The 14686-nt window shown below is 62.8% G+C and carries 14 protein-coding genes; 1 reads left to right on the top strand and 13 read right to left on the bottom strand.

Annotated elements, in window-relative coordinates:
- Window positions 1-264 precede the first annotated feature (264 nt).
- Window positions 265-1110, top strand: a complete 846-nt coding sequence (locus G3W89_RS29765; RefSeq protein WP_068673971.1) for an AAA family ATPase — start codon at window positions 265-267, stop codon at window positions 1108-1110.
- 98 nt (window positions 1111-1208) lie between these two features.
- On the opposite strand, the gene G3W89_RS29760 is transcribed toward G3W89_RS29765, so the two are convergent.
- The 13 genes from G3W89_RS29760 to G3W89_RS29700 all read right to left on the bottom strand — a co-directional run bounded on the left by G3W89_RS29760 (window position 1209) and on the right by G3W89_RS29700 (window position 14626).
- Window positions 1209-1847, bottom strand: a complete 639-nt coding sequence (locus tag G3W89_RS29760) for a DUF262 domain-containing protein (protein WP_083944139.1) — start codon at window positions 1845-1847, stop codon at window positions 1209-1211.
- 127 nt (window positions 1848-1974) lie between these two features.
- The gene (locus G3W89_RS29755) at window positions 1975-2301 is read right to left on the bottom strand and encodes a GNAT family N-acetyltransferase (RefSeq protein ID WP_068673969.1); all 327 of its coding nucleotides are present in this window, start codon (window positions 2299-2301) and stop codon (window positions 1975-1977) included.
- A 531-nt stretch (window positions 2302-2832) separates the two neighbouring features.
- On the bottom strand, window positions 2833-3990 hold the full coding sequence (locus G3W89_RS33060; RefSeq protein ID WP_232076898.1) for a Wadjet anti-phage system protein JetD domain-containing protein: 1158 nt from the start codon (window positions 3988-3990) through the stop codon (window positions 2833-2835).
- A complete protein-coding gene (locus tag G3W89_RS29745; protein WP_162570936.1) occupies window positions 3987-7673 on the bottom strand; it encodes an SbcC/MukB-like Walker B domain-containing protein in 3687 nt (1228 codons plus the stop codon). Before G3W89_RS29745 ends, G3W89_RS33060 begins: the two co-directional genes overlap by 4 nt.
- The gene (locus tag G3W89_RS29740) at window positions 7670-8344 is read right to left on the bottom strand and encodes a DUF4194 domain-containing protein (RefSeq protein WP_162570937.1); all 675 of its coding nucleotides are present in this window, start codon (window positions 8342-8344) and stop codon (window positions 7670-7672) included. The genes G3W89_RS29745 and G3W89_RS29740 overlap by 4 nt, the downstream gene beginning before the upstream one ends.
- Window positions 8341-9627 (bottom strand): Wadjet anti-phage system protein JetA family protein, encoded by a 1287-nt coding sequence (locus tag G3W89_RS29735; protein ID WP_232076897.1) that lies wholly within the window; start codon window positions 9625-9627, stop codon window positions 8341-8343. The genes G3W89_RS29740 and G3W89_RS29735 overlap by 4 nt, the downstream gene beginning before the upstream one ends.
- 415 nt (window positions 9628-10042) lie before the next feature.
- Window positions 10043-10423 (bottom strand): hypothetical protein, encoded by a 381-nt coding sequence (locus G3W89_RS29730; RefSeq protein ID WP_162570939.1) that lies wholly within the window; start codon window positions 10421-10423, stop codon window positions 10043-10045.
- A gap of 521 nt (window positions 10424-10944) precedes the next feature.
- The gene (locus G3W89_RS29725; RefSeq protein WP_162570940.1) at window positions 10945-11199 is read right to left on the bottom strand and encodes a hypothetical protein; all 255 of its coding nucleotides are present in this window, start codon (window positions 11197-11199) and stop codon (window positions 10945-10947) included.
- A 127-nt stretch (window positions 11200-11326) separates the two neighbouring features.
- Entirely contained in the window at window positions 11327-11665 is a 339-nt protein-coding gene (locus G3W89_RS29720; protein WP_162570941.1) for a hypothetical protein, read from the bottom strand.
- 77 nt (window positions 11666-11742) lie between these two features.
- Window positions 11743-12135 (bottom strand): ASCH domain-containing protein, encoded by a 393-nt coding sequence (locus tag G3W89_RS29715; RefSeq protein WP_162570942.1) that lies wholly within the window; start codon window positions 12133-12135, stop codon window positions 11743-11745.
- On the bottom strand, window positions 12132-12758 hold the full coding sequence (locus G3W89_RS29710) for a hypothetical protein (RefSeq protein ID WP_162570943.1): 627 nt from the start codon (window positions 12756-12758) through the stop codon (window positions 12132-12134). The genes G3W89_RS29715 and G3W89_RS29710 overlap by 4 nt, the downstream gene beginning before the upstream one ends.
- Window positions 12759-12799: 41 nt before the next feature.
- The gene (locus G3W89_RS29705) at window positions 12800-14359 is read right to left on the bottom strand and encodes a substrate-binding and vWA domain-containing protein (protein ID WP_162570944.1); all 1560 of its coding nucleotides are present in this window, start codon (window positions 14357-14359) and stop codon (window positions 12800-12802) included.
- Between the two features lie 126 nt (window positions 14360-14485).
- The gene (locus tag G3W89_RS29700; protein ID WP_162570945.1) at window positions 14486-14626 is read right to left on the bottom strand and encodes a hypothetical protein; all 141 of its coding nucleotides are present in this window, start codon (window positions 14624-14626) and stop codon (window positions 14486-14488) included.
- Window positions 14627-14686: the final 60 nt, after the last annotated feature.

Below are 14686 nucleotides of genomic sequence, written 5' to 3'. Positions count from 1 at the left end.
GGAGCTGTGGCAGGCATCCCGGCCCAGGCCGAAGCTTCGCGCAGGGCGCGAATACTTGCTCGTGCGCACCTGGACAGGGTCAGCAAGCCGAACGTATTCGTTGCGAAGTCGCTCGAGGACCTTCTGCGCAAGGCCTTGATGCTGGTGGACGCGTTGGAAATCCTAGAGCGGGTGCGCGACTGAAGCGCGGACCCCCGTTTTCCGCCGCCGGAACGTCCCTATACCGAGGCAGGACACCCATCGCTTCGGAAAAGGAATACTCTCTTGATAACCCAACTCACAGCCAGCGGCTTCACCGCTGTCCCGTACTTTGAGACTTCGCTCCTCATGCAGGAGCATCCCAAGGGAATCACGTTTTCGACCAAACGGCCTAATGTCATCGTTGGTCCGAACGGCGCCGGAAAGTCCGCGCTGCTCAAGACTCTGGCGCTCCAGACGCTCTCGTACCAAACAGGTGAGAGCGCTTTCGACGACAACTACACCAGGGGCCTCGACTCGGACGACTACTGGCACCAGGCAGGCTACCGGTGGTCGAGAGACTTCCGTTACCTGAACGGGCTCGAGGTCGCAACCGACGGAGCGCCAGCGCTGTACTACCAGCCAGGCCACATCCCGGGCCACGACAACAGCATCGCCGCATCAATGATGTGCGGGTACTTCGACGAAGCTCGAGCCTACGGCACGCTCATCAAGGACAAATCGTCCGGGCAGCGAAGCCAAGCGTTGCTGGAAAAGCTCAAGGCACTGCTCTCCGGAGACAAACCAACCCTGAGCTACCAGTACGTGAACTGGCATGGCGGCACGCAGCCCCTCGCTGTAGACCGACTCCGCGACGCGTCCGACTGCACGCTCAGAGCCGAGGTGCTCAAGAAGCGATACGGCAACGTCGCCGCCGGCGCGGTGCCCGTCGTCCTGATGGACGAACCGGAGCAGTCGCTCGACGCGAAGGCGGAAGCGCTGCTTTGGCGGCAAATAGCAGATGCCGACATGTCGCGGCTGCAGGTCATCGTTGCGACCCACAGCCTTTACCCAATGATGCACCCAGAGCACTTCCATCTCATCGAGGCGGTGCCTGGCTATGTCGCAGAGGTGCAAAGCCTCCTCTCCTGATTGCAGGCGCCCTGGTCTCATGACCAGGGCGCTTCTCCTTGCAGGTGCTGAGCCAAGAGAAACGCCGAGCACAAGGCCCGGCGTCGAAGAAGGTGTTTTCAGACCTCGTGTTCAGGCGAAGCCGAGGCACGCTCGCTCTCGAGGTGCGGCGTTCCACCGAACGAGCGCAGGTCGTAGATTTGGCGCAGCGTTGCTTCATCCCATGAACGCACGAAGGAGCAGCCAAAGGTCTTGTTGCAGAAAAGCCGGCGCTCGACCTTGCCCAGCTCCTCCCACCGGCAGGGCTGGCCGTTGACGTCAGGGACCGCCAGCTTGTTCAGCAGGTAGTCCTCCAGAGCCGACAGGCGTTGCTGGCCGTCCAGCAGGACATCCGTGAACTTCCTGGCAAACAAAGGCTTCCCGGGTTCCTCGATATAGTCGGCCATGTCGTTGACCAGGTAGGTGCCAACGTCGATGTCCAGCCACAGCGAGGTGATGAACCTGGCCTTCTGCTCCCCGCTCCAGACGAGAGCCCTTTGCCAGTCGGGCAGAGGGTAGCCAAGCACGAACCGGCTGGCCCAGGGGTACAGCTGGCGTTGCTCAGCCTCCTTTGAAGTGAACAGTTCTAGTCGGCCCACGAGCTCGCCGATGGAGCGCGGTGACGTGGATGCGTTGATGGTCGCCCGCGGCATCTTCCGTGCGGGGTCGACGCCTGGCAGGTCGTGTCCGTCGTAGCGATGGAATGGCTTGGCGCTCATGCGGAGGCCCCATTCAAAAGTAGTTTCGTCATGTTTTTCCCTGAGGGCAGTGCCCAGTGGTCCTGCTCCGTGTAGCCAGGTCCAGCGTAGCGCTCAGTGGGCCCGGTGCGGCGCCAGAGCAAACCGCTTAGTTAAAGGCGTACTCGAGCCGGCCAGGTCGATAGCGGCCATTTTCGACGGCGCTGAGGGCGAAGCCGTAGCGGTTCACGAATGCGCGGCTATAGATGTGCAGCATTTCTTCCGCCACAGTGCAATGCGGCCTTTCACATTCGAGCTCGTGAAGCATTCGGTCGATGAGCCTGATACCAACCCCAGACTGGTGGTAGGCGGGCAGCACCCGAACACACCGAAGCTTGGTCTCCTCCTCGCCACGCTTTCCCAATGCCACGCCGACGACGTGGTCCGCTTCCTTTGCGAGCAGGAGGATGTCACTGCCGGCGGCCAGGCCGGGCACGACCTTACCGGCGTACCACCGCTCGAACCCGGGTACAGGGCATCGAGGTCTTTAAGGAAGGGCAGCGCCGCGGCTGCAACGCAGAGGGACTTGGAGCGCTCGAAACGCATGGGCAGGGAGCACGGACAGGTGGACGATGGCCGCTTACGTACGATGCGGCATGTCCCTATCGAAGACATCGTTCGAGGCGTTCGCCTCCGTTCTTTCTCGCCCGGACCGTGTACCGGGTACGCGAGCGCGCGAACGCTCTTGGACTGCTCGAAGCCCACGGGTGGCAATGGCCGCCCTGGGAAAGAGCACCCGCCGCAACCTAAGCTCCGTGCGAAGCCGTGTAGGAAGGCGGCTTAAACGCTCACGGCGCGCGCCACTTTTCCTACCAACCGGCCAGATTGCGATGTGCCGAGGCCGAATTGCCTAGGAAATTGCCGAGCTGTTGAAAGCTCGCTAGGCTGGGCGCAGGGGTACCGCATGTCGGCTACGGCCTGCCCAATTTGGGCATGACCGTGCCCAGTCTGGGCACGGAGGCACTCCCTACGGCCGGAAAGCTTCCTGGTCGACGAACTGGCCCGTGCGGGACATGGCGGGGATGAGTTCGGCGTCTGCGAACAGGCAACCGGTTCGCTGCAGCTCACGCTGGCCCTGCTTGTCGGCAGCCTCCGGGGCGTGGCCGCCCCCTGACTTCAGCGCCTGAAGCATTTGCAGGTAGCCTGGCCGCCACGCCTCAGTCTCTGGAAAGGAGGCACGAAGAGCTGCAAGAATCCGCATCCCCGCAAAATCCAGGTCGCCCCAGAAGTAGCTTGGCAATCTCAAGGTCGAACCCGCCGTCTGGTACAGCCAACCCTCGAACCGCGCACGGCCCTCGGCGGATGCGTCACCTTTGGCCGAGTAGTAGAGGGAGCTGCCCGCGGCGGTCCTCAAGCGCTGTGCGCTGCCCCGGAAGCCTGAGGCGAATGCCAGGATGAGTCCCTCAAGCATTGCCGTGGGCGCGCCGACAGCCTGCTCGAACGTCATTGCGTTCTCGATGAACAGCACCCCGCTGGGCGGACTTGGCGGCAGGAACACCTGAAGCTGCACAGGCGATTCGGGGAAGGGGCATTCCTGGACGCCGAGGACCGCACAAACCAGCGCTTGCCGCTTGTCCAGCACCTTGGACATGCCCCAGAACAGCCGGCTCGAGGCCTCTCGAAGGAGTACGGACTCTGGCACCAGGTTGGGCAGGGCGTTGAGGCGCTTCACTACCTCTGCCATGTCGCGATTCGGGATATCGATGCAGAAGTCGGCCACCGCGGCTTTTTGCTCGGGTGTCCCGATGAGGTGCTCGTTGACCGCTGCACGCCAGCGCTCCAGGCTGGAGCGGGGCCGCTCTAGCCGGCTGACTGCACGTCGCACGTCAGCTTCCGCCTGTACCGTCAGCCGGGGCGCCATCGCATAGCCCGAGCGAGAACGCAGCGCGGCCTCAGGTTTGACAGCGACCCATCCCCAGCGCGCCATGTCGCAGAGGTGGGCCCAGAGCTCTTCCTTGTCCGACTCCCGTCCGGCGCCGTAAAGCGCAGGCCAGGTGCGCTCGCTGAGCGCAAGTGAGGCCGTGCGAGCACTGCCCCGTACCTGCGAAGCGTCCAGCCTGTCCACCAGCAGGTTGAGCAGGGAGGCCACGCCCGGCGAGCCGACCCAAAGGGGGCACACGTTCACGCGGCAACCTCCGGCGCCAACGTGTCAGGGGACTTTTCGCTCGCCGTCGAGCCGGTTTGCGGCCGTGGCTCGGCAGCTTCGAAGTCGAGCGCCGCCTGCTCACGGGCCTGTGCACGCTGCGCTTCCCAGAGCGCGCGCATGCGGTCGGTCTTGAGGATGCGCTCGTCGTGGTCGGTCACGAAGTCGAGTTCACCGTTCGCTTCGACCTTCGCCCGAGAAACGCTGTACTCCCGGTTGAATTCATCCCGCAAGGGCCCGGCATTGCGTGTTGGCATGGAGCTCACGACCTGGAGCCGCAGCCCGTCGCTTAAGAATCGCAGAACCGCTCGGGCGCGTTGCTCGTCCATCTTGGAAAATGATTCGTCGTTGACCAGGAGCTTGAGGCTCGGGCCTTTTTCGAACACCTTGAGTCGGTTGGTCACCACCGCCGCACGCACGATGTACGCCGGCGTTTCAAGTTGGCCACCAGAGCCCGTGCCCCAGGTCGAGAGCCCGATGCGGCTCCCGTCGGACGAATGGCTCCAGATTTCGTACTGACGATAGTTCCGATAATCGGCGATGCGCATGAGCTCCCGGCTCGCCCGGTCCTGGTCCTGGTCAAGCAAGAGCGCACGTAGGCGGTCTCTCACCAGAAGATGTTTTTCGGAGAGTTCGGACTTTCCGAACAGGTCCACCGAATCCTCGCCATCCCCGGATTCAGAAAGCTCGGCGACTGCCTTGAAGAAGCTGTAGTACTCCTCATACTCCGGCACCCATCGCGTCCAGTCGATGCTAAATTTTTCACCGCCGAACTTGAGGTTTTCCAGCTCGATGTTGAGCTGGCGCAGCGTCCGGATGCCATCGTCGACCTTGGTCTTGATTTCAACGCAGAACTGCTTGGTGAACACGTCGTGGAACGACCGCTCAGCCCCTTCGATTTCTTCCCGGTTGTTGTAGAGCCCAACGCTCTTCATCGACTGATGCAGCTCGCCGGCCGCGGCGCCGAGCTTCAGCAGGGCCGAATAGTAGGGTTCGAAGCTTGCCGGCTCGAAAAGCATGGGAATCGCTTCGAATCGCTCCTCCTGCCGTGCCGTTGCGTTGTAGTCCGCCAGCAGACCTCGGACATCCCCCAACAGTTGGTCAGGAAGCACCAGTAGACTCGTGGTGAGCAGTTGCTGGACTTCAGCGACGTCGAGACGCCTGTCCTCGAGCATCACGTCCACCCTCTGTGCCATCAACGGGTAGGTGCGCTGCACGTTGAGCTCACAAAGCCTGGCCAGTCTGCTGGTCTGCAACTGGACGTCTCGCAGCCGTGAGTCGTAGCGGCCGCGGACGGTCTTGATGATTTCCTCTGCCGCCTCGACTTCCTGGTCGGCCAAGACCACGGCTCTTTGGGCGGCCTGAATGGAGGTGTCCAGCTCGGCTAGCTCCCCCTTCAACTGCTTTAGTTCGTCCGCAAGCTCGGACGCCTCGGAGAGGTCCAATTGTGAGAGGGAGCGCTGTACGTGCTCGATATCCGCAGCCAACGCCCCCAGCGGAGCGGCGTTAAAGGCGGGCTCCTTGAGGCCGTTGAGGCTGCGACGGACCTCCTTGAGGCCTTCGTTCAACGCCTCCAGCTCCCGGGCCTGTTGAGCGGCTGCATCGAGCTTCTGCCCGTACTCTGCCAACGCGGCCTCCCGCGCGGCCTTACCGAACACCAGGCTCTTGCTCCCAGAGGTGAACATCGTCCGCGAGCCACTCCCTTTTCCGTCCCGGGTCACCCCGCGCGAAGTGAATCGGAGCTCCTCGGTCGACCGGACCTTGACCACGGCGCCGAACTGGTCAATCAAGTACGCCTTGGCAATGGGGTTGTCGGTGTGCAGCTCGTGGATGATGGAGTCTGCCGGCACACGTGCCGCATTGGCGCTCTTGAGGCAATGTGCGCCCTGGATGACCCGGCAGCGGGACCGCACACCCTGCAGCAGCTCGATGGCTTGCGCCTCGAACTCCTGCCGCACTATGAGGTTGAACCGCGCTCCGTCCATGTAGCCTTCGATGGCTGGCTGCCACTCGAGGGAAAGCGGCTCCACCAGGTCACAAAGGACCTGAACTTCGGCGCCCGGCAGCCGTGTCCGAATCAATTCGAGAGCTGGAACCGTCTCTCGAGGGTAGTCGCCGCCGCCTGTCGAAAGGCGCTGTTTGGTCGCATCGAGTTCCCGAATCGTGGCCTCGACGCTGTCCCTGCGCGACTCGAGGCTACGCTCCTCCGCCGCCAGTGCCATGGCCACGCTCTGTTCAGTGCCAACCAAGCGGTGGTACACCTCGCTCAAGCCATCGTTGGAGTTCCGAAACCCCTCCGCGAGCTGTTCGAGGCGGCTCGGATTCAGCGGTCGCTCGCTCGACGCCTCGACCAGGACATCCCGAAGGCCGGTGAGCCGGTCAAGTGACGTCGCCCCCAAGGAGCGGGCCACGGCTTCCACGGCGGTGCGTAACTGTGGGAATTGGTCAGGAATTGGTTTCCCCAGGAGGTGCCGCGCCACGTTGTCCAACCGCGCCGCAGCCGTGACGGAGGCCCCTAGGGCAGAAAGAGTCGCGCTTGCCGACTCGGTCAGCCGCCCCAGGTCAGCTTCAAGCTTCATCTTGTCGCTGTATGCCCGAATGCCGGAGAGCTGTGCGCTGAGCGCAATGCGGCGTTCGTCGAGCTGCTCACGCTCCTTTTTGCGTTCACGCTCGAGGTCCTCGTAGCGCGTCGCGCGTGCGTTGGCTTCTGCCTTGCGCCCCAGTTCCTTCTCGATTCGCTCATTGTCGTTGCGCTGGTGCAGCCGCGCCTGTAGCAGTTCATGCAGTACTAGTTCTTCGTAGGCGGCGGTCGCCTTCGAAGTCACAGCCGTCAGTACATCAAGCTGTTGAACCGCGTCTTCGAGGCGCTTGCCCTCCCGCTTCAGGTTCGTCACCTGCTGCATCAGCTCGCTGATTCGCGAGATGCTCTCTTGGAGGTTCTTCGCGTTGAACTCCAGGATGTCGTCGCGCACAAGGTCGTTGACCGAGCCGATGGGGCGGTATGCGATGGACTGGCACCAGGCCTTTGCGGCATTCTGGGCTTCATCCCACGGGGCGGACCCGCGTCCCCGAAACCGCCCGTAGAGCGCGCACATGTAGTCCCTTTTGTGGGCCTCGAAGGAGTTGACCCTTGGGTAGCGCGCCTTGAGCCGGCGCACGATGTCCTCCACCGCGACGTACTCACCGCGTTCGGCGTCGACCATAAAGTCGTCGAGCGCGAGGGCGGCGTCGTCCACAATGATGAGTTCCAGCCGCTCCAGCTTTGCGTCACGTCGGTCACCGGTCCCGTCGACACGCGCAGAAACGCCCACGATGGCAGTGAAGGTCTTCGCGGAATCTTCGTTCACGTCGGGCCTGAATACCGCGGCGACATAACCGTGCGCGCCATCGACCCGGGAGAAGCTGTTTCGGTCCGCGCCCACGATGAACGACTCTAGCGTGCGCTTGGTCTTCCCCCCGCGGCGTTGCCCCTGGGTCACCTCGTCCTGGCCCGGGTTGTAGCTGTAGACGCCCGGATAAGCTGCCGTCATCACCGTTTGGATGGCGTCCAGCATCGTGGACTTGCCTGACCCGCTCTCGCCGGTCAGAAGGGTCTTCTCTCCGAATTCGTAGCTTCCAGGGTACATCTGCCCCCAGTTGGCCAGGACCATGCAATCGAGCTTCATTCTTCGACCTCCTCTTGGGCCGAGGCTTCGACCTGAATCACACCGTCGGAATCCATTGCTGCAGCCAGCGCGTCATTGCTGACGATGCCCAAAATCGTCGGCCGAATGGCGATGAGCGCGTCCTCGTCCGCAATAGAAAAGTTCGGGGCCACCCGTACCAGGCGGTGGCGGCGCAGCTCTGCGAGCAATGCCATCTTCTCGCCCATGCCCGCCGGCAACGGTCGCTTGAGCTGGGTCTGCAGGGTCGCCGCGACCTCCTCGAAGCCGACCAACACCTCGCCCTGCGGCTGGATGTCGCCGCTATTGAACTTGTTCTGGTAGATGAACCGCAGCGCCAAGGCTGCAGCCACGAAGTCGGCCGATACCCGAGCTCGCAACGACGGCACGGGAGGGTGCGTGTCGGGCGGTACGCCGTCGACCAGCGCGCCGGGCGCGTAGAGTCGAAAGTACTGGTTAGTCGCGTCGTGGTGAAGCATCAGGCCCGCGACCTCGAAATACTCCGTTACCAGCGATTCGATACGTCGGACGTCGTCGTAGAGCAGCTGCTCTGTTCGGTCTTCGTCGCGCAGGAGGACGCCGTAGGAGAGCAGTCGGGCGATGATTTCGCGGAAGCGCTCAGGACGCAGGTTGGCCTCAGCCAGTTGCTCGCGGATAAGGGAAGATAGGTTCATTCTTTGAAGGAGATTTCGTAGTCGTTGCCGCTGTAGAACTCGTTTTCGAGGCGGTAGGGAAGCTTGCGAGCAACAAGGTCCTTGTCCGCCGCGCTTCGCGCAGCCTCGACCGTTTGCATGATGCTGATGACCTCGCGCGCCGTGGACGCGGGTAGGGCGGAAAGTCGGATGGGATGCCGGAACAGCCGCAGGTCCGCACGCAGCCGTGCGGCAAGGTCGACATTCGACACGGAAAACACCTCTGATTCGGCCCGGCGAACCGCCGCATCGCGCCTGGACTCCCAGGTAGGTCGCGGGCGGAGAGTGACCGTCACCGCCTTCCGGCGCTGTGTGGCCGTGCGGAGCTTGAAGCTGGCAGGGTCAAGCAGTCGAACCTCCGCGCCAGCGATTTGCTGGCCGATGCGTTCGAGTAGCTCATCCTGACCGGCTTCTGTTGATTCCGCAATGCGCTGAATGGCTGCGAGGTAAGCGTGGCGGGTCTGGCCCGAGCGCAGCATCATCGACTGCAGAGCCAGGCCGTTTACCCGCTTGAGGTAGGTTTCCATCGCCTTCAGAAAGCCTGGCTGCTTGGAGTCGCACGCCGCGTCCACGATGTCCTCAATCCGCGTGAGCACCCAGTCGTACGCTGAGGCACCCGAATGGTCCTTAACGAGCCAGTGGGCCATGTCGTTCAGGTGCGCGTTCATCCGCTCGAACCGGGCCTCCGGAACATGCCGGAGCTTCTCGATGTTCTGGCGAATGGCCTGCCGGTTGAGTGTGACGTTGTCCGCCGTGAGCTGCTTTGCGAAATCGCGCTGAAACCGACGCAGGAACTCGACGAACTCCTCCCACTGCTGGCTTGCGGTGGCCGTCTGCATCACGTGCCGCAGCAGTTCCTGGAAGTAGTCGATGCCCTCGTTGAGGTCTTCAATGACCTTTTCCGCATATTCATAGGCGTCGACCAGGTCGTAGGCATCCCCGCGAGCGAGTGCGGACTCAAGAGCATTTCGGCAGCTGCGCATGTTGCGCTGTCGGCTACGGCTGGGCCGGTCTAAGGATGCGAAAGCATGCGCAAACAGCTTCCCGGGGCGGGAGAACCGAAACGCGGTGACCAGGCCTTGCCTGTCCGCAAAACTCTCGAGCCAGCCATCTGCCAACAGTGAGCGGACAACAAGGGCTGTCAGCTGCGAGGGGTCTTCGGCCTCAGGCGCATTGAAGTCGTCAGGAGGCGCGTCGTCGGAAACTTGGCTCTGGTGCTCCCGCACGACAGGCAGTAGCAACTCCCGCAGGGAATCACGGGTCATGTTGTGGGCGTAGTCCGCCTGCGGGCCGTGAAGGCGTTCATACAGTGTCCGGAGGCAAGCCACGACCAACTCCCGTCGGGAGCTGTTGACGGGCCTGAAGAACCGCTGCCTCTCCGCCTCAAAAAACATTGCTTGACCTCAATTCAGAATTCTGTCGGAAATTTAGGAACCGCCCTGCGCGGCCTAAAACGTAGGGGTGACTCTAAAGCATGTGCACTTGTGCGCCAAGCCGGGGTCGGGCTACCTCAGCAACTGGTCCCTCTCGTAGCAAATCCGCTGGAGCTCGTAGTCTGCGACCTTGCGCTCGCCTGAGCACGCACCAGAACTTGGCCGAACCCATGCCGACGGTTGATTGTGCGAACGTGGCTGAAAGGGTTGCTTGCATAGGGTCGGAGCCGGGCGCGGCCGCGCGCCGCTAGGTCAGATTGTTGTGTGCCGCGGCCTCTGCTTCGCCATCTTCACGGCCCTGAGCCTCGAGGTCGGCAACTCGGGCACGTCGCCATTCGTCAGACGACATCTGCCACAGCATGTGGCCCTGCATGTCGCCGCCGTCTGGGTCGGTCCCGCGTTCGTCGTCGGCCGTATCCTCGAAACCCAGGACAAAGCCGCGCAGCCAGGCTTTTGGCGGCACGAAGGGATTGGCGACAGGTGCGAGGGCGGAGGCGCCCGCCTTGAGGTCGGGGTCCTCGACATCGGCTGCGAAGCGTTGAATCGCCAGCAAGAGCCGGGCCCGGGTGGCGTCGCCGGTAGCGCGTTCGAATCCGAGGTTACGGAGGGCTGCGTCGAGGTCTGCCATGCTGGTCTGCCGTGGGTGCGCCGGCGGGCTGCGCGACGCTTCATGGATTATCGCCGCGCTCTCACGGCAGTCACGTCTCGCAATGGAGGCCGAAGCTCCCATCGATTCGGCCAACGTCGGACCTAGCGTTTCTCTGCTCACGCAGCAGCTCCGCATCTCCCTTGCTGGGGAGGAGGAGTCTCAAAAGCCCGACTCATCGGGGACCTCGTTGGACCGGATAACGGTCCGAATTGGTCGTGGGCGGTCGGGCAGTATCCGACTGGTGCGGGGCCTGTGTTTCCCCGCGACTATGGGCGGTCCTGAAAGCCTAAGCTTCGCCGATTCCATGTCTGCCAGCGCACGTCGTCTGCTCGGGCTGCTATCCCGAGCGGCACCCACGAGGCTGCACCCTTTAGGAAAGGCGCAATCTGCTGGAAGCAGTGACTGGCATTATAGCACAAGCGGTTTAGCTCTTGGCCTAAAACGTATTGAATGCAACTGCCGCACAGAAAAACTCCAGCACGAAGCTGGAGTTGGAATGGTCAGCGACCGCGAAGGCGTTCCGGGCCGTAGAAATGCACCGTGCCATCACGCGGAACCCGCTGTCGAGGCGGTTGCAGGTAGTGAACGTCAGGACGGCGCTCAACGAACACGACTGGAACGGGCTCACGGTAGCCATAGGGAGTGAACACCTGGGGTTCCGCCGGCTCGAAGGCTGGCTCGTAGACCACGGGAGTAATGGTGCACGCGCTCAGAACGAACGGCGCTGCGAGCAGCAGCAACTTTGCGAGTTTCATGAGATTTCCTTGTGTCGATAGTCCTCTTTCGTATAGGGAACGCGCAGGAAGCCCTCTGCTCCTGGCCGTTCCAAATGAAAAGCCCCGCAGCCGAAGGGCGTGCGGGGCTCGAAGAGCGGCAGTCCGCCTACGCTGAGAACGCGGGAGCGAATGCTGCGAGGCGGGCCTTGAGCGACTCAAGGGCGCTCAGGTACGCCTCGACATCCTCTTGGTACGACGCATCGAGGTCGTAGTAGTCGAACGACAGGCCAAGCTTCGCCCGCAGGTCCGCGATGCGAAGACTTCCGTTGGAGCTGAAGACGAGAGAGAAGGCATCCTCCCACGCGCTCTCGGTGCCAGCATTCCGGGCGACAGCGCCGACGGAAAGCAGCCAGTCGATGACTTTCAGCAGTTCGTTGTAACGTGCGCGAGGAACGGCCGGAGCTGGCTCGTCCATCGCAGGGGCGGCCGGGTTGGCCGGATTCATGGTATCTGTCATGTCGATAGGAGGCGACGCCTCGTTGTTGTCCTGGGCTGTGTAGCCAACGAGGCCACGCCGGCGCCTCAGGCCGCCAATGGCACAGACTCGACGTTGAAAAAGTTGAGATTTCCCTTGAGCGCAACGAACGGGAGAGGGACGGCCTCATCGAGGACGAAGCCGAACTCGTTGAAATACCACTTCGAGCTGTACGCCCCGTTCGCTCTGCTACCCGGCTCCACGCAGTCGACCACCGATGCCTGGCCCACGATGCCCCCGAGCTCGAACTCCCCGGGCGCCGGCATCGCTATCTCAGGGAACGTCTCGCGAACCCAGTCGTAGCCTACGCGGTCGAACTTCTTGCCGGCATGTACGAGGAAGGCGCCGCGGTGCTTGGTGCGCCAGGTGCGGTTCTCGACCGGCTTGTGCCCATGCACGATGAGCCAAGCCCAGGGCTGCTGGATGCTCAGGGCCTTCATTTCGCAGATTCCAGGACGCTCACGGGCTGGGCGAGTCGTTGGTTGAGAAAACGGCTTTGCGCCAGGAGGGTGTCCACCTCGGCGGACAGGATGCCCGCCTGCAGCGTCTCGACGTGCGCCTGCAAGGTGCGCAACTGGCCGAGCAGCAGGTCCTCCGCCGTTTGGCCGTCTGCAACACGGGCGGTGCGGGCGTAGAGCGGCGGCAGGCGAAGATAAGCCTCGACCGCCTGTGGCAAGAAGATTTTGACGGTCTGCTTAAGCTCTGCACGGTTGGTCGCCTGCACCAGGCCCGCGCCCTCCATCTCCTTCAGGCGAGGCATGAGGTCGTGTGCACGCTCGATGAGGTCGCTAAGGATGTCTCTCGCGGACGCGGGAAGTTTCGGCATGGCGTTGTCCCGTAGCCACTGGAGGCTGGCTTCGGTCGACAGGTCGATGGGCTTGCTTTCAACCTTTGTCTCTGGACCGATAGGAAGCAGCCAGACGGCGGCGTATGCCGCAGCCGCAATAAGCCACCACCAGGCGTCAATGATGCCGAGCAGGTACAGAACCGTCACTGCGCACGAGGCGCCGACTGCGTAAAGGTTGCGGTCGCAAAGGAGGAACTTGAGCAGTTTGGCGGGCATGGCGCGAAAGGTGTCGAGGATGGAAGCAGGCCCAGCGAGGTCTACTGGTATGCCCGGATGGTCTTCAGGACGCGAGCGAGGCTTGTCGAACGAGCATCGAACACCTTGCCGCCGGTGGCGGCCGAGAGTCCTTGGAGCTCGTCAAAGTTCGCGTCACCGTATGCCACGGCGAAGACGGGGATGCGCGGCTCGCCGGCGTCCTTCACAAAGGCCTTGAATGTGTCAGCGTTGATGCCCGTAGCGTTCTCGCCGTCGGTCAACAGCACGATGCTCACGCTGCGTTCGCCGCTTCGGGCGCGCGCCTGGGCTGCCTGGTAGGTCACCCGGGCTGCGTTGTAGATGGCGGTGCCGCCGTTGGCAACCAGTGATTCGACGTACTGGCCGGCGGAGCGCAATGCGACCTTGTTCGCAACGGGGTCGTCCGTCAGAGCAACGTAGCGGCTTTCGTAGACCTCGTGGTTGAACGGAGAGATGGTCAGCTCCTCCCGTGCGCGGAAGGTCGAGAAGCGGGACCCGGAGCCGACGTCTGCATTCGTCAGCGCCGTCATGCCCTGCTTGAGGGCAGCCAGGCGGGCGCCACTCATCGAACCGGAGATGTCCAGGACGAAGAACGAGGAAGCCGGCCGCGAATAGACGTCGCCGAATCCTTGCAGGATGGCATCCACCACGGCAAGGGAGCCGGGAAAGGGGAGCTCGTTGACGACCTCGTCCGACGCAACGCCGGCCAACGGACGGCGGAACGTAGTCGACGCGATGCGCTGCTGGGTGTCATCATTGCGCAGGTGTTCAACCAACTGGCCGTAGAACTCGGCCGACTTGCTGCCTGACATCAGCATCAGAGGGTAGTCCGCCGTGATGACCCCTTCCTTGGGGATGAGCACGTCGAGCTTGGCGGCCCCCTTGGCGTTGATGCCAAGGATGACCGACTCGTAGTTGATTAGGCCGTCAGCCTTGGAGGGGTCCGCGACGAATTTGTCTGCCAGGTCCCCAGATGAGCCCGAGGTGATGCTCTGCCTGGAGAAGAAGTTCTTGAGCGCGTCGACCGGGATGTCCTTGGCCTCCAGCGCATCTCCCTTGCCCGAGAGCTCGGCGGCCAGGCCTACGAGCGCCACGAAACCCGTGTTCGAGGCTGCCGGATTGGCCATGCCGAAACGGAACTTGCCGTCCTTGGAGGCCTTGACGACATCCGACCAGCTCGTCTTGCCAGAAACCCAGCCGAGTTCCTTGGCCTTCTCGCTGCGAACGCCGAGCACGACGCGCGAATAGAACGTCTTTTCCGATGCCTTGACCTGCCCTTTCAGGCCAGGAATCAGCTGCAGGTACTTGCCATTTGAGAGCCAGAGTGCGTCGTACGTGTGAGCCTCAGAGACGCGGTCAATTGCGTCGAGCGACCCCGTGTACTCGAACGTGACCTGCACTCCATGCTGAGCGCCATAGGCCGTCACAAGAGGAGCGACATCCTTGAGCTCGGAGCCGGCCAGGATTTTGAAAGCAGCACCGGGCGCCGAAGGGGCGCCGACCGCTGAATCGACCTTCCCGCACGCTGCGAGGGTGATAGCAACGGCAACGGCCGACGCCAGCGAGAGAATGCGTTTGAACATGGTGCGCTTGGGGCAGTTCGATGTTGAAAATTGGGCAGGGCCCTACTTGGCGGTGCAAAACGTCCGGACGGCGGGTGCTTGGAGCTTGATGTCGAAGGTGGTCACCAGGACGGACATGGCCAGTTGTCAGTTCGTGGTGGTACTGGCGGCCGGTGCAGAGACCACGTCGCCAGACCAGGACGAGAACGGATTGCCGACGGCGTCAACGGCGAACGGGTTGGGCGACGCCGCAAAGATGAAGATGGCGACTGCGATGGATGCGAGCATTCTTTGTGTTTTCCTTGGGATTCGACAGAAGCGCTTTACAGCGGCATTGCGGCAGCAAGC

The organism is Variovorax sp. PBL-H6 (assembly GCF_901827155.1).
Classification (GTDB): domain Bacteria; phylum Pseudomonadota; class Gammaproteobacteria; order Burkholderiales; family Burkholderiaceae_C; genus Variovorax.
This window is presented reverse-complemented; position numbering and strand designations above follow the sequence as displayed.